16 protein-coding genes and 1 other RNA gene are annotated in these 20,171 nt (G+C 67.8%); 8 read left to right on the top strand and 9 right to left on the bottom strand.

Features of this window, described 5'->3' with window-relative positions; translation table 11 throughout:
• Positions 1–8: 8 nt before the first annotated feature.
• Both ABZ004_RS01835 and rnpB read left to right on the top strand, forming a co-directional pair.
• On the top strand, positions 9–383 hold the full coding sequence (locus ABZ004_RS01835) for a DUF952 domain-containing protein (RefSeq protein WP_355677860.1): 375 nt from the start codon (positions 9–11) through the stop codon (positions 381–383).
• Between the two features lie 91 nt (positions 384–474).
• Positions 475–900: RNase P RNA component class A (gene rnpB / locus ABZ004_RS01830), an RNA gene on the top strand.
• Here the strand turns inward: rnpB and ABZ004_RS01825 are convergent.
• Positions 901–2,805: a DUF222 domain-containing protein gene (locus tag ABZ004_RS01825; protein WP_355677859.1), complete on the bottom strand. Its 1,905-nt coding sequence runs from the start codon at positions 2,803–2,805 to the stop codon at positions 901–903.
• Positions 2,806–3,039: 234 nt separating this feature from the next.
• On the opposite strand from ABZ004_RS01825, the gene ABZ004_RS01820 reads away from it, so the two are divergent.
• Both ABZ004_RS01820 and ABZ004_RS01815 read left to right on the top strand, forming a co-directional pair.
• Complete coding sequence (locus ABZ004_RS01820) at positions 3,040–3,900, top strand: pyridoxal-phosphate dependent enzyme (protein WP_355677858.1); 861 nt, start codon at positions 3,040–3,042, stop codon at positions 3,898–3,900.
• Between the two features lie 215 nt (positions 3,901–4,115).
• Positions 4,116–5,723, top strand: coding sequence for a TROVE domain-containing protein (locus ABZ004_RS01815; protein ID WP_355677857.1), 1,608 nt, complete (start codon positions 4,116–4,118; stop codon positions 5,721–5,723).
• Positions 5,724–5,736: 13 nt separating this feature from the next.
• Here the strand turns inward: ABZ004_RS01815 and ABZ004_RS01810 are convergent, their stop codons facing one another.
• Positions 5,737–6,222: a GNAT family N-acetyltransferase gene (locus ABZ004_RS01810; protein ID WP_355677856.1), complete on the bottom strand. Its 486-nt coding sequence runs from the start codon at positions 6,220–6,222 to the stop codon at positions 5,737–5,739.
• Between the two features lie 52 nt (positions 6,223–6,274).
• Between ABZ004_RS01810 and ABZ004_RS01805 the strand changes: the two genes are divergently transcribed.
• A complete protein-coding gene (locus ABZ004_RS01805) occupies positions 6,275–6,847 on the top strand; it encodes a TetR/AcrR family transcriptional regulator (RefSeq protein WP_355677855.1) in 573 nt (190 codons plus the stop codon).
• On the opposite strand, the gene ABZ004_RS01800 is transcribed toward ABZ004_RS01805, so the two are convergent.
• The 6 genes from ABZ004_RS01800 to ABZ004_RS01775 form a co-directional block, all read right to left on the bottom strand.
• The gene (locus tag ABZ004_RS01800; RefSeq protein WP_355677854.1) at positions 6,836–8,272 is read right to left on the bottom strand and encodes an RNB domain-containing ribonuclease; all 1,437 of its coding nucleotides are present in this window, start codon (positions 8,270–8,272) and stop codon (positions 6,836–6,838) included. The genes ABZ004_RS01805 and ABZ004_RS01800 overlap by 12 nt on opposite strands.
• Positions 8,273–8,324: 52 nt before the next feature.
• The gene (locus ABZ004_RS01795) at positions 8,325–9,452 is read right to left on the bottom strand and encodes a bifunctional RNase H/acid phosphatase (protein WP_355677853.1); all 1,128 of its coding nucleotides are present in this window, start codon (positions 9,450–9,452) and stop codon (positions 8,325–8,327) included.
• Positions 9,449–10,162: a C4-type zinc ribbon domain-containing protein gene (locus ABZ004_RS01790; RefSeq protein WP_355677852.1), complete on the bottom strand. Its 714-nt coding sequence runs from the start codon at positions 10,160–10,162 to the stop codon at positions 9,449–9,451. Before ABZ004_RS01790 ends, ABZ004_RS01795 begins: the two co-directional genes overlap by 4 nt.
• A 176-nt stretch (positions 10,163–10,338) precedes the next feature.
• Positions 10,339–11,808 (bottom strand): hypothetical protein, encoded by a 1,470-nt coding sequence (locus ABZ004_RS01785; protein WP_355677851.1) that lies wholly within the window; start codon positions 11,806–11,808, stop codon positions 10,339–10,341.
• Between the two features lie 58 nt (positions 11,809–11,866).
• Positions 11,867–13,000 (bottom strand): Nif3-like dinuclear metal center hexameric protein, encoded by a 1,134-nt coding sequence (locus ABZ004_RS01780; RefSeq protein ID WP_355677850.1) that lies wholly within the window; start codon positions 12,998–13,000, stop codon positions 11,867–11,869.
• A 128-nt stretch (positions 13,001–13,128) separates the two neighbouring features.
• Positions 13,129–14,778, bottom strand: coding sequence for a glycoside hydrolase family 13 protein (locus ABZ004_RS01775; RefSeq protein WP_355677849.1), 1,650 nt, complete (start codon positions 14,776–14,778; stop codon positions 13,129–13,131).
• A 182-nt stretch (positions 14,779–14,960) separates the two neighbouring features.
• Between ABZ004_RS01775 and ABZ004_RS01770 the strand changes: the two genes are divergently transcribed.
• The gene (locus tag ABZ004_RS01770) at positions 14,961–16,151 is read left to right on the top strand and encodes an ROK family transcriptional regulator (RefSeq protein WP_355677848.1); all 1,191 of its coding nucleotides are present in this window, start codon (positions 14,961–14,963) and stop codon (positions 16,149–16,151) included.
• Between the two features lie 86 nt (positions 16,152–16,237).
• Here the strand turns inward: ABZ004_RS01770 and nagZ are convergent, their stop codons facing one another.
• Positions 16,238–17,728 (bottom strand): beta-N-acetylhexosaminidase, encoded by a 1,491-nt coding sequence (gene nagZ / locus ABZ004_RS01765; RefSeq protein ID WP_355677847.1) that lies wholly within the window; start codon positions 17,726–17,728, stop codon positions 16,238–16,240.
• Between the two features lie 349 nt (positions 17,729–18,077).
• Here nagZ and ABZ004_RS01760 point away from each other — a divergent pair, with 349 nt between their 5' ends.
• Together ABZ004_RS01760 and ABZ004_RS01755 are read left to right on the top strand one after the other, a co-directional pair.
• The gene (locus ABZ004_RS01760; protein WP_355677846.1) at positions 18,078–19,118 is read left to right on the top strand and encodes an ROK family protein; all 1,041 of its coding nucleotides are present in this window, start codon (positions 18,078–18,080) and stop codon (positions 19,116–19,118) included.
• Positions 19,119–19,462: 344 nt separating this feature from the next.
• Complete coding sequence (locus tag ABZ004_RS01755; protein ID WP_355677845.1) at positions 19,463–20,008, top strand: hypothetical protein; 546 nt, start codon at positions 19,463–19,465, stop codon at positions 20,006–20,008.
• The last annotated feature ends 163 nt before the right edge of the window (positions 20,009–20,171 follow it).

Raw genomic sequence — 20,171 nt, 5'->3', positions numbered from 1 at the left:
TTCTGCGCATGCCGACGATCTTTCACATCGCGTTTGCGGATCAGTGGGAAGCCGCCAAGGCCGCAGGTAGCTATCGGTGGTCGACTCGGGGGCAGTCGCTTGATGACGGGGCTGCGTTTATTCACTGCTCCTATGCCGAGCAGGTGGCGATGGTCGCCAACTCGTTTTATGGCGACGTCAGCGGGTCGCTGCGGTTGCTGGTGATTGATGTCGAGTTGTTGGTCTCCGCGTTGTGCGACGAGGACCTTGATGCCGTGGGGATCTCGTTCCCGCATCTGTATGGTCCGCTGAACCTCGACGCCGTCGTGGACGTGCGCGTCTACGAGCGCGGCGAGGACGGCCGTTGGCCGGAAGTCGCGGCCAGCGTCGCGACCGCGGAATAGCACCCTGCCACGAGCACCAGGCTCAGCACCTGCCTACCAGCGGATCGCGTGGCATCAGCAGCGCCGGTGAGGGCTTATCCTGGGTCGTGAACGGGTCGGTCGGGCGATCGCGTCGGTTGTCGGTAGTGCCGCGGTTGCGCGGTGGCCCGATGATCGCCGAGGAAAGTCCGGACTCCACAGGGCAGCGTGGTGGGTAACGCCCACCCGGGGCAACCCGCGGGACAGTGCCACAGAGAACAGACCGCCAGCGGCTTCGATGGACCCCGTGGTTCATCGGAGTGCGGGTGAGGGTGAAACGGTGGTGTAAGAGACCACCAGCTCCCCAGGTGACTGGGGAGGCTCGGTAAACCCCACGTGGAGCAAGGCCAAGAAGGGCGACGGGCAACCGCCGTCTGCGCGAGCGTTCGAGGGCTGCCCGCCCGAGCTCGCGGGTAGGCCGCTAGAGGTGCCCGGCAACGGTCACCGTAGATAGATGATCGCCGACTACAGAATCCGGCTTACACGACCGGCCCGTTCACTACCCGGTTGGGCTCGATGGTGGGTGGTAGATGGTGGGGTTGTTGCGGTAGTGGCGGCCGGTGGGGCTGGTCCAGGTCCAGCTGCCGTCTGGATTGGGGTGGATCTGCCAGCCGCCTTCGTGCTTGAGGCGGTGGTGGTGACGGCACAGGCACCACAGGTTGGCTGCGGTCGTAGGCCCACCGGCGGCGAACGGGATCCGGTGGTCGAGGTCGGCGAATTCTGCCGGCTGCCTGCAGCCGGGGAACTGGCAGGTGCGATCCCGCCACCGGACATACCTGTCCAATGCAGCTGACGGCGTATATCGGTCGGGATCGCTGGGTGGTGGCCGATCGGTGATCTGAACCTCGATCGATACCCGTCCACCGGAGGATGCGCCATCGCCGGCGCACCCGCCAGTGGCCTGGTGGGTTGTGCCGATGCCGATGCCAGTGCCAGTGCCGAGGCTGGCGCGGGCATTGGTGGGGTGGGGGTCCTGCGCCGGGGTGTTGGTGCGAGGGCGGCGGGCGGTTGCGCCGGGGTGGGGCCTGTTGGGTGTGGTGGGGAGGTTCGGCTGGAGGTCTTGGGCGAGGGCTTTGATGAGGTGCTTGCGGAGGGAGCTTTGCGGGATGGGGCCGTGGTGGTCGGCTTCTCCGCCGGTTGCCTCTTCCCCGTTGATCAAAGCGTCCAGCTCGGCACCGGTCGCGTGAATCACCACGAGAGCCTCGGCCCCTATCGACGCCTCGTCCACGCGCTCAGGATCATGCTCAGCAGGGGCCGCACCGAGGTCACCACCGTGATCAATGCGGAGATCTTCACGGTGATCGCTGCGGAAGCCGTCCGCGTGGCCGTCATCCGAGCGGTCGATCATCGAGCTGTCGTCAACCGGTTCGGAATCACACTCGTTGGATGGTTCGTCGGCGACCGGTGGTTCGTCGCCATAGGGGTCACCGAACGTTGGGGAGCTGGTGTTGTCGACCGGTTCGTCGGCGACAGAGGCTGGGGTCGCGCTCTTGGCGCGTCGGAGAAGACGGCTCAGGGCGATGTCGGCGCAGAGCTGGTCGGTGCTGCGCGGATCGCCGTTGCGGCGGGCGCGGGTCGCCGCACGCGACAGACTGGTTTTCACTGCGGCCGCGTCGACAGCGTCCTGGTCAAGGATCAGCAAGGCGCGGCCGTCGCCGTCGGGGATCATCCGCACAGAACGTTCATCATGGGCGCGTTGGTGACGCTTGTCGCTGGCAGCTTGGGACCGGCGGGCGGCTTCGCGTTGACACTCTTTTTTGATCTCGGTCAACACATGCGTGCGGGCCCAGGCCAAGACCTTAGCCTCGGCAGCGCGGAGATCATTGAGGTCATCCAGGACCGATAGTTCTCGGACGATGGTGAGGGCGGCCCGCTCGGTCAACCAGCCTTGGTGCAATGCGTGCAGGGTGGCGGCGAAGTTGTGGACGAGTTCGCACGCGGTGTGGATCCGGGCCGTGGCATGTGGCTTGGGCAGGTTGAGGATCAACGCGATCTCATCAGAGACCGAGCGCAGGTCCCCGGCGACCCAGCGGCGTTCGCCTGGGATTGCGGGGCGGTCGCCCGGCTCGGGGTGACGGTGCCCGAGATCGGCCGACACCCCATGCAGGGCGTCGTCGAAACCGGCGATCCCTTCGGCTTCCCAGGCGGCCAGCCGCGCCTTGGTCCGTTCGATCGCTTCGAGCCGATCGGCCCATTCATCAGCAGACAAACCGGTGGTCTTCTGGGAGGCGAGCGCGTCGTACAGCGCGATTCCCTGGTCGGGATCGTCGGCGATGTCATGACGCAGCAGACTCTCCCGGCGCGGCCGCCCAGCAGACTTCCATGCCGAACCCAGCGGCGCGCGACCAAGCGGCACCGCACGGCGCGGCCCGTCTGCTGGTTCACCACCCGGAAAGCTGCTCATGAATCGATACTATGTTCGAATACTCTCAGTTTCAAATCGGTTCTCTGTGATGTCTCTGGACATCGGTTCTTGCTGGACCGGCTGCGGCGGATGCCCGTTGCTGACCGAGCTGACGCGCTTGGCTGGCCAGCTCGTTGGCTGATGACCTGGCCGGAGGCGTGCCCACAGGTGCGCACGTCGACCGGACAGTTGGGGCGGGCGAACACGTCAGGCACCTTCACTATTCTGTCGAGCATGATCCCTGGGCTCCTCCTGCCGTCGCCGTTGGTGGAGCTCGAGGATGACCGGCTGTCCGGCGTACGGGTCTTCCTGAAGCGCGACGATCTGATTCATCCGGAGCTGCCGGGCAACAAGTGGCGGAAGCTCAAGTACAACCTCGCTGCGGCTGGGGATCAGGGCCACGACACCCTGCTGACCTTCGGCGGGGCCTACTCGAATCACATTCGTGCGACCGCGGCCGCCGGGTACTACGCGGGCTTCCACACCATCGGCGTCATCCGCGGCGAGGAGCACCTCCCCCTCAACCCTTCACTCGCGTACGCCGTCAGCCGCGGAATGCACCTCAGCTACCTGGACCGGACCACCTACCGCGCCAAGGCTTCCCAGGAAGCTCGGCTCCGCGAGGAATTCGGCGACTTCTACCTCCTTCCGGAAGGAGGTAGCAATGCTGAGGCTGTGCGCGGCTGTTCGGAGTTGGTCGCGGAGTTGCAGGAGCCCTTCGATGTGATCTTCTGCGCGGTTGGCACCGGCGGCACCATGGCGGGGATTGCGAGTGGTCTCGCAGAGAACCAGCAAGCCATCGGTGTGCCGGTGCTCAAAGGTGCCGGCTATCTCGAAAAGGAGATCGCCGAGCTTCAGATCCAGGCTTTCGGCCGGGCCACCAGCAACTGGAAGCTCGAACTCGATTACCACTTCGGTGGATACGCGAAGCGCACCCCGAAGCTCGATCACTTCACCGACGACCTCGAAGCCCGCCATGGCTTCCGTCCGGAGTGGGTCTACGTCGCCAAGATGATGTACGCGATCTTCGACCAAGTGGAGCAAGGTGCATTTCCCTGCAATACAACGATAGTTGCCGTCGTCACCGGAACGTAAATGCTTGGACCGCGCGAGCTGTAACGGCTTACAGTCTTGCTCAGAACGACGGCCCGGGTGGGCCGGAGTTGATCGGTTACCACTCTTAATGGGCAGGTTGCGGGTTCGAGTCCCGCCATCGGACCTCGGTCCGGTGTAGCTCAGCTGGTTAGAGCCGCTTCCGGTCGGCACAACACGTCCACCCGGGCCGTCGGCATGACCACGGGAGACAAGGAATGTCCGATCCACTAGCCCTCATCAGCACCCGGCAGACACCGCAGACCGAGCCCGCCGACCCTCGTCAGCAGCAGAACGACGCGGGCGGCTACACCTTCGTACCGGACGATCTCGCCCGGCTCCGACGCTTCCTCACCCTCGGGTCGACCGGCGGCACCTACTACACCGGCGAACGCGAACTGACCCGGAAGAACGCGGGACTCGTTCTCGAGCTGGCCCGGACGCGCACCACCGAGGTGGTCGCCGAGGTGCTCGCGATCTCGACGGCGGGTCGTGCGCCGAAGCAGAACCCGGCTCTGTTCACGTTGGCAGCGGCGGCGAAGCTCGGCGACGACGACGGCCGCAAGGCTGCCCTCGCCGCGGTTCCGTTGGTGGCCCGGACCGGAACGCACCTGTTCCAGTTCGCGGGTTACCTGCAGCAGTTCGGCGGTTGGGGTCGGGGCACGCGGCGGGCAATCGGCAACTGGTACGTTGATCCGCGGCGCACCGTCGACGACGTGGCCTACCAGGCACTCAAGTACCGGCAGCGGGACGGCTGGACGCATGCGGACCTGTTGCGGCTGTCGCACCCGAAGACGACCGAACCGGCACGGCGCGAGCTCTTCGACTGGATCCACGGTCGAGGTGCCGAGCTGACCGGCGTACCGCTGATCGTCGCGTTCGAACGGCTGCAGGCGGCGACGTCGGTCACCGAGGCCGCTGACCTCGTCACGCTGAACCGAGGGCTGTCCTGGGAGATGATCCCGGATCGGTTCGTCAACGAGCCCGCGGTCTGGGAGGCGCTGCTCGCGAACGGGATGCCGCAGACCGCGCTGATGCGCCAGCTCCCCCGCCTGACCCGGCTGGGGCTGCTGTCGCCGCTCGGTGACTGGACGGCGAAGGTCGCCGCCCAGTTGCAGGATCCGGAGCGGTTGCGGAAGGCACGGGTTCATCCGATCAACGTGTTGGTTGCCCAGCGCACCTATTCCTCGGGCAAGGGCGCCCGCAGTACAGGCGAATGGGCTCCCTCGCAGCCGATCGTGGATGCGCTCGACGCGGCGTTCTACACGGCCTTCGGGGCGGTGGAGCCGGCCGGGCGGCGGATGATGCTCGCGCTGGACGTGTCCGGTTCGATGACGTTCCCGGTGTCGGGGTTGCCGTTGACGTGCCGGGAGGCGTCGGCCGCGTTGGCACTGGTGACAGCGGCGACCGAACCGGCGTACGAGCTGGTCGGTTTCACCAGCGGTTCGAGCTACCGGCAGACGGGGCTGACGTCGCTGGCGATCAGTCCGCGGCAGCGGCTCGACGATGCGATCCGGGCGGTGTCGGACCTGCCGTTCGGTGGTACCGACTGTTCGCTGCCGATGCAGCACGCACTACGGCACAAGCTCGAGGTCGACATGTTCGCAATTTACACCGACAACGAGACCTGGTACGGCGAGATTCATCCGCACCAGGCGCTCGCGCAGTACCGGCGGGAGACCGGGATCGATGCCCGGCTGGTCGTCGTCGCGATGACGGCGACCGGCAGCACGATCGCGCATCCGGACGATCCGGGCATGCTCGACGTGTCCGGGTTCGACAGTGCGGTCCCGGGCCTGATCGGGGACTTCGCCCGCGGTCTCTGACGCCCGGCGACGCCTACTCAGCCAGATCCAGTTCGTAGGTCTGGCTCAGTAGGCCTTCGCCGAAGAGCGTGTGCGGCTCCTCGGACGTCAGTACGAAGCCACGCTTCAGATAAATGTTGCGCGCGGCAACCAACGGATCGTTGGTCCAAAGCACCATCCGCTTGTAGCCGGCCGCCCGCGCGAAGTCGAGGCAGGTGTCCACCAGCTTCCCGCCAAGCCCTCGCCCACGCGCCGCCGGATCCACCAGCAGCAACCGCAGTTTCGCCGTCGCCGCATCCGGTCCGCGGACACAGAACACCGACCCGACCCGTACGCCGTCCTGCTCCGCGATCCACCCGGCCTCGAGCGAAGGGTCGAAGTTCTCCGCGAAGTCGGCCACGATCCGCGCCACCAACCCCTCGTAATCCAGCCCCCACCCGTACTCCGCGGCGTAGAGCTCACCATGTGCCTGCAGCACCCAGCCGAGGTCGCCGGGCCGGTCAAGTTTCCTGATCTCCACCAACACCACCCAATCTACTGACACGAGTGTTTCAGTGAGTGATACTAGTCGGGTGTCCACGACGAAACCAGCCCCCTCTGCCCGGGAGACCGAGCTGCTGGAGCGCGCCTACCAGTACTCGCTCACCCACGGGCTGGCGGATCTGTCGCTGCGACCACTCGCGACCGCGATCGGATCGAGCCCCCGGGTCCTGCTCTTCCTGTTCGGCAGCAAGGACGGATTGATCCGCGCGTTGCTCGCCCGCAGTCGCAGCGACGAGCTCGAACTCCTCAAGCAGATCGAGGACCGGTACGACGAGGCGCCCGGGCTCGAGGTGATCGCCAGGGAATTGTGGACCTGGCTGGCCGCGAAGGAGCGCCGGCCGCTGCTGAAGCTCTGGGTGGAGGCGTACGGGCGATCTCTCGTCGCTCCGGATGGGCCGTGGGGCGACTATGCCCGTTCGACGGTGGAGGACTGGCTCGAACTGCTCGCATCGGCTCAGCCCAAGCGCGAGCGATCGACCGGCCGCGGCGAAGCACGGCGTACCGGCGTACTGGCGATGTTGCGAGGAGCGCTGCTGGATCTCCTCGCCACCGGCGACACCGACCGCACCACCGCGGCCGTCGAGAAGTACCTAGCTGACTAGCTCAAACGCCACTGTCCCGGCGGCGATGTCGGCCTGGGTGAGTTTTACGCGGACCGGCTGGCCGAGCGGCAGAACACTGGATCCGGTCACCCGGCCCTCGATCGCGATCGTCGAGAGGGCGACGATGCCGCGGGTCTGCTCGCGGTCATCGACGTCGGTGATCACGCCGTCGAACTCCGACCCGACCTGCTCGGCGACCAGCCCGGCCTCGACCATCGACACGATCGCCCGCTCGTACGCGTGCGCCTTGCGATCGCTCTCGTCCATGATCTTCGGGATCTCGTCCATCGACTCGCGGACCCAGTCCGGCACCGGCTGGTCCGCGCACAACGCCACGCAGATCTCGCCGGTCCAGCGATCCACCAGCCGGCGCAGCGGCGCGGTCACATGTGCGTACTCCGACTTCATCGCCGCGTGCTCCGGCTGCTCGGGCACACCGCCCGAGAACGACGTGTAACCGGCGCCGCGGAACAACACCGTGCACGCCGCGAGCATCGCCGCATGGGCGGGCACCTTCGGGTCGAGGCCGTGGATGAACTGCGCGTACGACGTACCGACGGGCCACGGGATGCCCAGTGCCTTCGCCGTGTTCTCCAGCTTGCGGCGAAGGTCGTCGTGGGACTCCGGCAGCGTGCGCAGGATGCCGATCTCGCCGTACATCATCAGATGCGCGGCGCCCATCCCGGTGAGCAGCGAGATCTGCGCGTTCCAGCCTTCGACCGGCAGCGGCGCGCGGAACTCGAGACTCCATTCACCGTTGCCGGTGACAACTTCCTGGTCCGGGATTGGCAGGTTGACGCCGCCTCGTTCGAGTTCGCGCTGCTCGCGCAACTTGCCGACCTCGCGCAGCAGCTGGAGCGACTCCGACGCCGTACCGGCATCGAGGTCCTTCTGTACGCCGGCGTAGTTCAGCTTGGCGCGCGACTTCACCAGCGCGCGCTCGCACGTGACGTCGGTGCCTTCACCGGAAGCGTCGACCTGGATCGTCCAGAGCAGCGCGGGCCGCACCTGGTCGGGCAACAACGACGCAGCACCCTCGGAGAGCTCCGGCGGATGCAAAGGTGTCCGCTTGTCCGGCGCGTACAGGGTCTCGCCGCGCTTGCGTGCCTCGACGTCGATCGGGTCGCCGGGCTGCACGAACGCCGCGACATCGGCGATCGCGTAGTGCACGGTGTAGCCGTCGCCGTTGCGCTCGATGTGCAGCGCCTGGTCGAGGTCCATCGAGTCCGGCGGATCGATCGTGACGAACTCGATCTCGGTCCGGTCGAGCTCGGGCAGCCGGGGGTTCGCGGCCGCCGTCAGCGCAGCCTGAACCACCTCGGCCGGAAACTCCGCCGGTACGTCGAGCTCGCGCCGAATGTTCGACAGCGCCGCCCGGAACACCTCCGGAACTTCCTCGGCGAAATGCACCCTTTGCAACGGCACCCGACTACTCCGTCCACTCAGCCCGCCACCCCGTTGTAGCGGGTTGTAGGGGTCAGACTAGTGCGGGCTGGATGTTGAAGGACTTCAAGGACGCCAGACCGTCGGCGTACCAGTGGATTTCGGTGATGGTGGCCGGCCGGAGTTCCATCCGGAAGAGCGAGGTCATCGGGGCCTGCAGGACGCCGCGGACCATCAGCTTGATCGGCGTCACGTGGGTGACGACGACGACCGTCTTGCCCGGATACGCCGCCAGCACCGAGTCGCGCGCGGACCTGGCCCGCCGGGCACACGCGTCGAACGACTCGCCACCGGGCGGTGCGACCGAGGTCGACTCCATCCAGGCGTTGAGCTGCTCGGGCCACTTCTCCTGCACCTCGGCGAACGTGAACCCGTCCCATTCACCGAACGAGCACTCGATCCACGCGTCGTTCACGACCACGTCGAGCCCGAGCGCCCCGGCCACCGCATCGGCGGTCTGCCGCGCCCGCAGCATCGGCGACGAGATCACCGCGTCGACCCCACCGATCCTCGACAGGTACTGCGCGGCAGCCGCTGCCTGCGCCACCCCGGTCGCGCTCAGCGCCGGATCGGCTCCGCCGGAACCCGAGAACCGCTTGTCCACGGTGTGCGGCGTCTCGCCGTGCCGCAGGAAGATCAGCTGCGTCGGCGGCTCGGTCTGCGCACCCCAACCCCGCATCGCCTTCTGCTGGTCGGTCGCTTCAACCGGTACGGCGGCCGTCGCAGGAGCCGCTTCAGTCGGGTGGAGCGGCACCGGCTTTCCGTCCAGCGCCATGTTCGCCAGCGCATCGGCGGCCGCGTTCTGCGCCCGCGGCACCCAGGTCCACTCGGTGCCGAACGGCGCGAGCGACTGCGCCTTCATCGCCAGCGGCTTCATGTCCGGGTGCTTGATCTTCCACCGGCCGGCCATCTGCTCGATCACCAGCTTGGAGTCCATCCGCACCTCGATCGAGGCGTTCGGCGCGTACTCGGCGGCCAGTTCCAGCCCGGCGATCAGGCCGCTGTACTCCGCGACGTTGTTGGTCGCGATCCCGATCGTCACCCCGGCCTGGGCGATCACCTGACCGGTGACCGGGTCACGCACCAACGCGCCGTACGAGGCCGGGCCGGGGTTGCCCCGTGATCCACCGTCGGCTTCGACGATGACGTGCGTATAGGTCATACCGCGCTCTCCGAAGTACGGACCAGGATCCGGCCGCACTCCTCACAGCGCACCACGGCGTCGGGCGCGGCGGCCTTGATCGCGCTCAGATCGGAGGGCGCGAGCTCCATCCGGCAACCCATGCAGCGCTTGCCGACCAGCGGGGCGGCACCGATCCCGCCGTTGCGTTCCCGCAACTTCTGGTACGTCGTGAGCAGGTCGCCGGGCAGCTCTGCTGCGATGGCGGCCCGCTTCTCGGCAACGACGGCGCGCTGCTCGTCGAGCTCCTTGGTCGCCGCGTCGCGGGTGCCCTCCAGCTCGGTCTGCCGGCCCGCGAACGCGTCGGCCCGGGCCTGCAGGTCGGCCTGGACCGCCTCGGCGGCCTCCAGCTTCTCCATCACCTCGAGCTCGGCGTCCTCGAGGTCGGAGATCCGGCGGTCGAGCGAACCGATCTCGTGCTGCAGGTTCTCCAGGTCGCGCGGCGAGGTGACCTGACCGGAGTCGAGGCGCTGCTGGTTGCGGGCCTTGCGCTGGCGGACCTGGTCGACATCGCTGTCGGCCTTCTTCTGCTCGCGCTGCAGGTCACTGACCTCGGTGTCGGCGGTGACCAGCTCGCGGTCGACCACGGACTTCTCGGCCTGGAGCTCGGTCAGTGCCTGGTGCTCGGGCAGTGACTTGCGCTTGTGCGCGACCTGATCCAGCTGCAGATCGAGATCCTGCAGGTCCAGCAACCGGCGTTGGACGGCGGGCTCGGCGTTCAGGGTCGGCTCCTTAGATCAGTTCAGTTGTGTTTTTGACTGCCGCACAGTCAGAGCCGCAGCTTCCAGGGCGTCTGTGCAGAGCGTAGAGATGTGAGTGTCTACGGTACTGCCCCGCCTTAGCAAGGCAGCAGGCCGCCTGCCTGTAGTCAGAAGAACTGGTTCACGATCTCCGTGGCCAGCGGCTCGGGATCCTTCGGCCGCGCCGTGTCGAGCTGACCGCCGCGACCTTTCGAGAAGGCGAAGACCAGCTCGAGAAAGACGGCCTGCCCACAGTCCACCACGAGCACCTTCTCCGTCCCGCGGTCCGCGAACTTCGCCTCGCGACCGGCGATCTTCCGGGACTGGACGTCCGACTGGTAGGCCAGCGAGGACTGGTTACTGACGCCCAGGACGACCTTGAGGCGATGTGACTGTTCTACGTAGGAGCAGCTCTGGCCCTCTGTGGTCACCGGCCGTAGGCCGGCTCCGAGGAGTTTCCCGACAGCGGCCGTGCTGATCGCGCAGACCACATTGGGATCGGCCTGCACTCGGCGGAGGACCTCCGCCGCCCCCTTCGGCGCATCCACCGGCACGTACGGCTGACATAGAGTCCGGTCGTCGTGGTCCAGGTCCACGCAGGCGCCCGGCCGATGGGAGTCGGGCTCGTCCGCGCGCAGGTACAGCGGGTACTGCGCTGAAGCCCGCTTCGGCGCCGGACCGGCGAGCAGTGTCTGGGCCTTCTTGACCAACTGCTGTCCCGCGGCGCAGGTCTGGGCGTTGAGATCGACCCGGATCCGGTCGTAGGGAGCCGGCTGTCCGGAGGGGCCTTGATCCCACGTCAGGTTGCACTGCTTGTACTCGTCGACGGCGACCGTCCGGCCGCCGATCCGCACCGTTTTCTTGGCCGACTTCAGCCCGGTGCCGTACCAGATGCCGAGGCTCGCCGTCTTGCCGGTGCAGCCGTCGACGAAGTCCGATGAAGCGCCGCCGAGTTCCAGCGATTCGATCGGCTGACCGACGATCGCGCTCAGTACGGCGCAACCGCTCCAGCCCGCCAGCGGCACGCGGGCCGGAGCTCCCGCCTTGGTCAGCACCTGGACGGCCGCGGCCGCGAAGGCATCGGGCTCCTGGCACACGGTGCCGGGCATCTTGAACCTCGTGGAGCTGAAGAAGCGGATCGAATAGACGAAGGACACCGGCATCCAGACCGTGCACTCGTTGTCGAAGCGCTGGCGGTAGATCCTGACGCCGCGGATCTCGCCGATCTCCAACTCGAACCGTCTGCTCCAGTCGCTCCAGTCGCCGAGCTGGGCCCGGACGAAGGCGTTCCGGCCCTCGATCTGGCACTCGTGCGGACTGGCTCTGCGAAGGATCGCCTGGTTGCGGCCCTGCGCCTTGCCGAGGGTCGGCGCCTTGGCGGGATCGAGCAGCCTGCACGCGTCGATCCCGGTCAGCGTCGAGACGACCCTGGCGAGGTCGCGGTCCTTCGGAACCGCAGCTTTCGGGTGCGCAACTGACGGCAGGCTGCTCGGCGTACCGGTCGGCTGTGGGCTCGCCTTCGGCTCCTTGGCGGGTCCGCAGGCCGACAGCAGCAGACCGGCCAGCACGAGCGCGACGGGCCCCAGGCGCAGATTCATGGGCGCCACCCTAGAGCCGTTCGGGTCTAGTCCAGCCGGCTCTGCCTGCGTGGTCTTCTCAGTAGTGGGCGGTCCAGGCGTCGGTGCAGATCGTCGAGACAGTGGTGTCGATGGTGAAGCCTCGCTCCGCGAGGCCCGCGGCGACGAGTCGTTCGGCGTCCTCCAGCCACGGCCATTCGCTGGCCCAGTGGGCGACGTCGACCAGCGCCGGGCCCTCGTCGTACGCGCGAGCCTCGGTCGCCGGATGGTGCCGCAGGTCAGCGGTGACATAGGCGTCAACGCGTGCCGCGCGGACCCGCTCGAACTCGGTGTCGCCCGCTCCCCCGACCACCGCGACGCTCTCGATCCGCCTGGTGGGATCGCCGGAGACCCGTACGCCGTGGTGCGTCCGCGGGAGGTTGGTGGCGACTGTTGCGGCGAACTCTTCGAGGGTCAGCGGTTGCTTCAGTACGCCGATCCGGCCGCCACCGAGGCTGCTGGGAAGCGAGGCCATCTCGAAGATGTCGAAGGCGGGCTCTTCGTAAGGATGGACGGACTTGAGTGCTTCGACGATCGCGCGACGGCGGTGGCGCGGCAGAACCATCTCGACACGGGATTCGGGGACGATCTCGATCTCACCGATTGTGCCGACCGTGGGCTTCGCGCCGTCGAGCGGACGGAATGTGCCCTCTCCTGTTGAGGTCCACGCGGCACGGTCGTAGCCGGCTACCTGGCCTGCGCCGGCTGCTGCGAGGGCGTCGATGAGCTTCTGGGTGTCGTCGATCGGGATATAGACGACGACCTTGTCCATGGGGTCCTGCGGGAGGGCCTTCAAGGGGCGGGTGTCCTGGAGGTTGAGCTTCCTCGCTAGGGCGTCGCTCACGCCGGGGCTCGCGTTGTCGGCGTTGGTGTGACAGACGTGGAGCGCGGTGCTGCTCTTGATGAGGTCGTGGACGACCTTGCCCTTGGGTGTGGTCGCCGCGACGCTGTTCACGCCTTTGAGCAGCAGCGGGTGGTGGGTGACCAGCAGGTCGAAGCCGCCCTCGATCGACTCGTCGACCACGACCCGCATCGGGTCGACGGCGAAGAGGACTTTCTTGACCGGCTGGCTCGGATCGCCGGTCACCAGGCCGACCGCGTCCCAACTCTCTGCCCAGGCAGGGTTGTACAGCTCGTCGAGCACAGCCAGCACATCAGCAAGCGTCGGTTCCACACCGCCATCCTGCCAGCAGGGCAGCACAGTTGCTGGGTGACCGGCTCACGGCGTACCGGCCGTTCCGCCTGGGTAGAGCCGCGCGACGGCCCTACCCAGGCGCCCAACCTGGCGTACCGCAGTACGGGCTAGATCAGCCAAGCAGTGGTGTCGGTGGGGAGCTTTGCTCCTTCCAGGGGGCCGCTGGACAGGACGACCGCGCCGTCGGGGAGCTCGATCGGGGCGGCGCCGAAGTTGGTGACCGATTGCCAGCCGCCGGGGCGCTTGAAATGCAGGCCCCACTCGACGCCGTCGACCCATTCGAGGCCCTCGCTGGTCTGCAGGCCACGGCGTACGGCGAGGGCCTTGCGGTAGAGGCTGAGCGTCGAGCCCGGGTCGCCGGCCTGCGCCTCGACGGAGTACTGACCGAACCAGGTCGGCTGGAGAAGATGCGATCCGCCGGCGCCGAAGCCGAAGGACAGGCCGCCGATCGTCCACGGCAGCGGTACGCGGCAGCCGTCGCGGCCCTTCTCGGCACCCTTCGAACGGAAGTACGCGGGGTCCTGGAGGCTGGCTGCGGGAAGCTCGCCGACCTCTTGCAGACCGAGCTCTTCACCTTGGTACAAGTACGCCGAGCCGGGAAGGGCGAGCATCAGGAGCACGGCGGCTCGCGCGCGCCGCAGCCCTTGTACTACGTCGACTGTGGGCTCGGTGCCGTTGCTGAGCAGCCACGCCTTGCCGTCCTGCCAAGCGCCTTCGGGATCCTTGGGCAGCCCGTACCGCGTCGCGTGGCGGACGACGTCGTGGTTGGAGAAGACCCAAGTGCTGGAGGATCCGTTCTGCTCGGCGAGGGCGAGGTTCTCCTCGATCACCTTGCGGAACTTGGCGTAGTCCCAGTCCGCTTGCAGGAGGTCGAAGTTGAACGCCTGGCCCAGGCCGTCGGCACTCGCGTACTTTGCGCGGCGGGCGGCTGGGACGAATGCTTCGGCGACTGCTGACCGGGGCGGGTCGTATTCGTTGAGGACCTTGCGCCATTCGGTGTAGATGTCGTGGACCTCTTCGCGGTCCCAGAGCGGGTGCCGGCCGTTGGACTCCGACTGGCGCGGCAGGGTGGTCTTGGACGGCAGCGGCTCGGTGAGGTCCTTGATGAGCGCGTGTGCGACGTCGACCCGGAACCCGTCGACCCCGCGGTCCGACCAGAACCTGAGCGTCGTGAGGAAGTCCTCGCGGACCTCGGCGTTGTTCCAGTTGAGATCCGGCTGCTCGGCGGCGAACAGGTGCAGATACCACTGCCCGTCCCCCACCTCAGCCCAAGCCGACCCCCCGAACACCGAATCCCAATCCGACGGCGGCCCGTCCACTTCACCGTCACGGAAGATGTAGCGGTCCCGGGCGGGTGAGTTCTTGGGGGCGGCGAGTGCTTCCTGGAACCATTCGTGCTGGTTCGAGGTGTGGTTGGGGACGATGTCGACGATCAGCTTGATCCCGCTGCCGTGCAACGCCCGGACCAGTTCGTCGAAGTCGTCGAGGGTGCCGAGCCGCGGATCCACGTTGCGGTAGTCGTCCACGTCGTACCCACCGTCGGCCAGTGCCGAGGGGTAGAACGGGCTCAGCCAGACGGCGTCGATGCCGAGCTCCGTCAGGTACGGGACGCGGCTGATGATGCCCTGCAGGTCTCCCACGCCGTCAGCGTTGGAGTCGGCGAAGCTGCGCGGATAGATCTGGTAGACGACGGCCTGCCGCCACCAGTCGGGGTCCGACGAGTCGCGGGCAGGGATCACCTGATCTGTGCTGGTCAAGAGCGCCTCACTCGATTCGGGTTCCGGGGTCGGGTTCCCGGAGGTCGGGTTCCGGGGTTGGTGTTTCCGGGACTTCGTGTGTCCGGCACGTTGCGGGCGGTTTGCCGGTTGATTTATATAGACTCTAAATTTAGAGTCTGCAGTATTGTGCGCGTGCTGTTGTGAGGAGGTCAAGGGGGAACATGACGACGACGCCGGCGGCCACTCCGCCGCTGTTACGCAGGGTCAATGCGGGGAAACTACTCGGCGTCCTGTCCAGCGCGGGCGTGATGACAGGAACCGGCCTGATCGAGGCGACCGGCCTGACCCGCGCGACGGTGCATGCCGTCTGCAACGACCTGATCGCGATGGGCTGGGTGGTCGAACTCGACCCCGGCCGCGACGACAGCCTGGTGGGGCGACCGTCGCGGCGGTTCGAGTTCAACAGCCAGGCGGGCTATGTGCTCGGCATCGACGTGGGCGCGTCGAAGACGACGGTCTTGCTCGCGGACCTGCGCGGCGACACGGTGGCGAAGGCCGGGCGGTCGTTCCAGTCGTCGACCTCCCCCGCCGAGCGGACGGCCCATGTGCACGAGGCAGTGGTCGAGGCTCTGGACGCCGCGGGCATCACGGACTCGTCGGTGCTGGCGGCGGGCGTCGGGGTCGCGGCACCGGTGGATCGCGACGGGAACATCCTGGTCGACGACGAGTTCTGGCGGCAGTTCGACAGCGGGCTGACCACCCGGTTGACGTCGCTGCACGGCTGGCCGGTGCTGCTGGAGAACGATGCGAACCTCGCGGCGCTCGGTGAACACTGGCGAGGCGAGGCACGCGGGGTCGACGACCTCGTCGTACTGCTGGCCGGTGAGCGTTTCGGTTCCGGCTTGATGGACTCCGGCCGGTTGTTGCACGGCAGCCGCGGTGGCGCCGGCGAGATGGTCTACCTCAAACTCGTCGAAGGCGTCGGCGACACCCATGGCATCGCCCGGATCGCCCGCGAACAAGGCATTTCCGCCGTCGCCTCATCGGCCACGACCTGCCTGCGCGACCTCCCCGGCCCGATCACCGCCGAACACGTCTTCACCGCCGCGGCCTCCGGCGACAAAGTTGCCCAAGGCATCCTTGACCAGGTCGCCACCCGTACCGCCCGCGTGGTCGCCACCCTCGGCATCATCTTCAACCCGGCCCTGGTAGTCATCGGCGGCGCCGTCGCCTCCGCTGCCCACTCCCTCCTCCCCCAGATCGAACAAGACCTGGCCACCTTCACCCCCACCCCACCCCGCGTCACCACCTCATCCCTCGGCGACGCGATCGTCGGCGTAGGCGCAGTCCGCCACGCCCTCAACTACGTAGAAACCCACGCCCTGGACCTAGACCTCAAACCCCACCCCTGAGCGCACGCGGGCGCCCAGATCGACAGGCTGCTCGCTTCGACGCGTTGGTGGAAAGAGGTTTGCGTCTGCGAGCAGCTTGTTTCCAGTCAGGGGTGGCGGGTTAGGGACTTGGCTACTTGTTCGAGGACTACGAGGTTGCGGCCGTAGGTGACGGCGGTGGGGACTGCGGCGGGGACCAGGGCGCGGTCTTCGGGGATGCCGGTGCAGAGGACGAAGACGTCGCCTTCGTGGCTTTGGAGAAGGTGGTCGAGGGCGGCGCGCATCCACGGCGTACGGACTGCGTCTTGGAGGGCGACGACCAGGGGGCGGCCGATGGCGGCGTTCTGGGCTTCGGCGAGGGCGGCGGTGTCTTCGCCGCGGAGGACGACGCCGTCGGAGTCGGGAGCGATTCGGATGAAGACCTCGGGGAGGCCGCTGAAGTAGGGGTTCCAGGCGGGATGCAGTCCCTGGGTGAGATCGACGACGTACGGCGAACCGCCGAGCGCCGGGAACTCCTGGCGGGCAACGATCCGCGCCGCCACCTCGCGCACCGGGGCTCCATCGAGTCCGGCACCCCGGTCGCGGGTGGCAAGCGATGCGGCGAGGGAGCGCACTCGTCCGGCGGCCTCGGCGAGCCGCGCCGGGTCGAGGGTTCCGTTGCCGACGGCATCGATCAGGCGCGCGGTCAGGGCTTGCGGATCCGCCTCGCCGATCGCGATCATCGCGAGGTCGGCACCGGCCCGGATCGAGGCGACAGCGGCATCCTCGATCGACCGGGTCGCGGTGATCGCCTGCATCTCCAGCGCATCGGTGGTGATCACGCCGGTGAAGCCGAGCTCCTCGCGAAGCAGCCCGTGCAGGATCCGGCGGGACAGGGTGGCCGGCTGGTCGTCGTACGCCGAGAAGACGATGTGCGCGCTCATGATCACGTCGGCGCCGGCGTCGATGGTCGCCTTGAACGGGGCCAGTTCGACCGCGGTCACCTCGTCGATCGAGCGGTCCACCCGGGGCAGCGCGAGATGCGAGTCGATGGCGACGTCGCCGTGACCCGGGAAGTGCTTCGGGCAGCCGGCGATCCCGGCCTCGCGGACACCCTCGAGGAAGGCGACACCGTGCCGGGCGACGACCGCTGCCGTCGTACCGAAGGAACGGGTCGAGATCACCGGGTTGGCCGGGTTGCTGTTCACGTCGACGGACGGAGCGAGCATCAGGTCGATGCCGAGGGAAGCCAGCGTGGCTGCCGCGTCACGGGCCGAAGCACGGGTCAGGTCGAGGTCGTCGAGTTCGCCGAGCGAACGCGGCGACGCGAGCGGCCACGGATTCGCCGGAGCGAGGTGGCTGAACTCGCCGCCTTCGTGATCGATGGCAATCAGTACGTCGGGGCGCTCGGCGCGCAGTGAAGCGGTCAGGGCGGAGACCTGCTCGGCGTCGACGACGTTGCGGGTGAACAAGATCACGGCGCCGAGCCCGTCCGCGACGGCCCGGAGAAGCTGGTCCGGGGCGGTCGTGCCGTTGAACCCGACGATCAGCGCGCCGGCGGCATCGCGCGCCAGTGCCTCGGACGACTGGGCGGGCGAGGTCCTCAACTGTTCGCTCATTCCCACACCCTCTCCTGCCCACCCCGCCGCCGCCAGCCGGGTCCAGCTGCCGAGCGGTCACGGACAGCTAGAAGGGCGCCCTCGAAGCTGGCTCCGAGGCTATCGTTGTCAGGGTTTGTCAAGGCAAAACCGAGGCGCTCACCTGCGGCTTTATCGGTGATTGGCCGAGGTTACCTCTCGCCGAATGACCCGGTTACGGATAACGTTGTCTCCCGACCTGACCGCCGCTCTCGACGGAGCTCCATCACCGTGACTGTGCAGATCGCCCGCGTGCCCGCACCCGACCCGGCGGCCGACAGCGCGCGGATGGGGCCCGACCATTTCCAGTTCCGGTACTGACGGGGGGACCATGAGCGACGAGGCAGTGACCGTGCTCGGCATCGACATCGGCGGCACCAAGATGGCCGCCGCGCTCGTCTCCGCCGACGGCCGGATCCTCCGCAAGGACCGGATCGCGACGCCGTCCGGTGATGCCGACCAGGTGTTCGCTGCGCTCGGCGAGCTGATCGCCCGGGTCCGCGCCGACGCCACCCCGGCGGCCGTGGGGATCGGGTCGGCGGGGCCGTTGGATCAGCAGCACGGTCTGGTCTCGCCGGTGAACATCGCCGGCTGGCGCAACTTCCCGCTCGTCGACCGCGTCCGGGAGCTGGCGGGCGGCGTACCGGTCAAGCTCGGGGTCGACGGACACTGCTTCGCGCTCGGTGAATTCTGGACCGGGGCCGGGCGGAACGCCGACAGCATGCTCGGGATCGTCGTCTCGACCGGCGTCGGGGCCGGGCTGGTGCTCGACGGGAAGCCGCTGCTCGGCCAGTCCGGCAACGCGGCACACCTCGGTCACATGGTGGTGGACCTCGACGGCGAAGCGTGTGCGTGTGGCTCTTATGGGTGCGTGGAGACGTACGCGAGCGGGCCGCGAATGGTGGCCCGGGCGAAGCGGCGCGGCTGGCGGGTGGACGAGGACGTCGACGCGGCCGTGCTGTCCGCCGACGCCGCCGCCGGGGACGAGATCGCGCTGCGGATCTTCGACGACGGCGGGCAGGCGCTTGCCGCGGGCATCGTCGCGACGGCGGTCATCGTCGACCTGACCACGGTGGTGATCGGTGGCGGGGTCGCGAAGGCCGGGCCGGTGTTGTTCGACCCGGTTCAGCGCTGGGTGAAGCGGCTGGCCCAGCTGCCGTTCGTCGCCGAGCTGCGGGTCGAACCGGCCCAGCTCGACAACGCCGGCTTGATCGGCGCCGCACGGCTCGGCTGGGACGCGCTCGGTCCGATGGCCGCCGGCGGGCAGTCGTCGTCTTCTGCCGGACAATCCGACATACGGACCTCCTCAGGACCGGAATCCGGCAACGATCCCAGGTTGGGGCAACCAACCACGGTGGATGCGCCCGGCTAGCGTTCAGCGGCAGTTGGCGCCATCGTCACCGTGATGACACGGTGAGCGACCTCTCGCACACATTCGATCCGTGCGGAAAGGGGTCTCCCGAGCAATTTTGTGCAGTTTTTACTCAATTGCCGAAAACCTTGTAACGAACGGCCCTGCCCACGCGATGCAACGGATGGATGGGGTGGGGGCACGTCATCCAGAGGGCAATCAGGGGGGCCTGCATGCCAGGGATTGACCGTGCGCGTGGGTGGCGGAGAGGTGACTCTCCGCCGCCCACGCGGACAACCGAATCGAACTACCGCACGTCCACCAGCGTTGTCGCGGGCAACGCACGACCGTAGGGACAGGTCCAGATGGACGTCGTTGTACTTCTGATCTTCGCCCTTTTCTTCACCGGTCTGGTCGTCTTGACCACGACCGGTAACGGCCGTTTGCGCGCCGCTGTGCGCCGGCCGCGTTTCTTCCAGCTGGTGGTCGCCGTCGCGGCCGTCGCTACCGTTCCCGTCGACGTGTACGCCGTCATCTACGGCACCGTCGGACCGGGCGGAGCGGCGATCGAGGACGTTGCGGGCCGCCTGCTGCTGCTGAACGTCGCCGCGTCCTGCGGCGTCGCAGCCCTGCACGAGGCCCTCCGGGGCCGTGCCATCTCCGCTGCCGCGGCCTCGGACGACTCCGAGATCGAGGAACCACTGCGGATGGGCGTGCTGGGCTGGACGGGCCCACTGATCGCGCTGGGCGTGGTCACCGTCGTCGTTGCGCTCGGATCGTTGGGGAACGGTCCGGAGCTCGGCAACGTCGGACCCGTCTGGGCCTGTTATTCCCTGCTCATCTGCGTGATCAGCGCCTTCGCGCTGCTCCGCCGGCGGGCCGGGAGTGCGATCGATCCTCGGGAGGGATGAGGATCGACGCGGGTTCTGCACCGCGGACGGTGGGCCGGTAGCTGCGGGAGGGCAGCCACCGGACAAACACCCCCGTCCACGGTGCAGAACCGACGTCCTGGGGTATACGCCTACCCCGGGTCTCAGACCTTGAGCGAGGCGCCTGGGTGCTGCCCCCCTGCCC

Source organism: Kribbella sp. NPDC006257, assembly GCF_040613535.1.
Taxonomy (GTDB): Bacteria; Actinomycetota; Actinomycetes; order Propionibacteriales; family Kribbellaceae; genus Kribbella.
The sequence above is the reverse complement of the archived record's forward strand: the minus strand, read 5'-3'. Positions and strand labels throughout refer to the sequence as shown.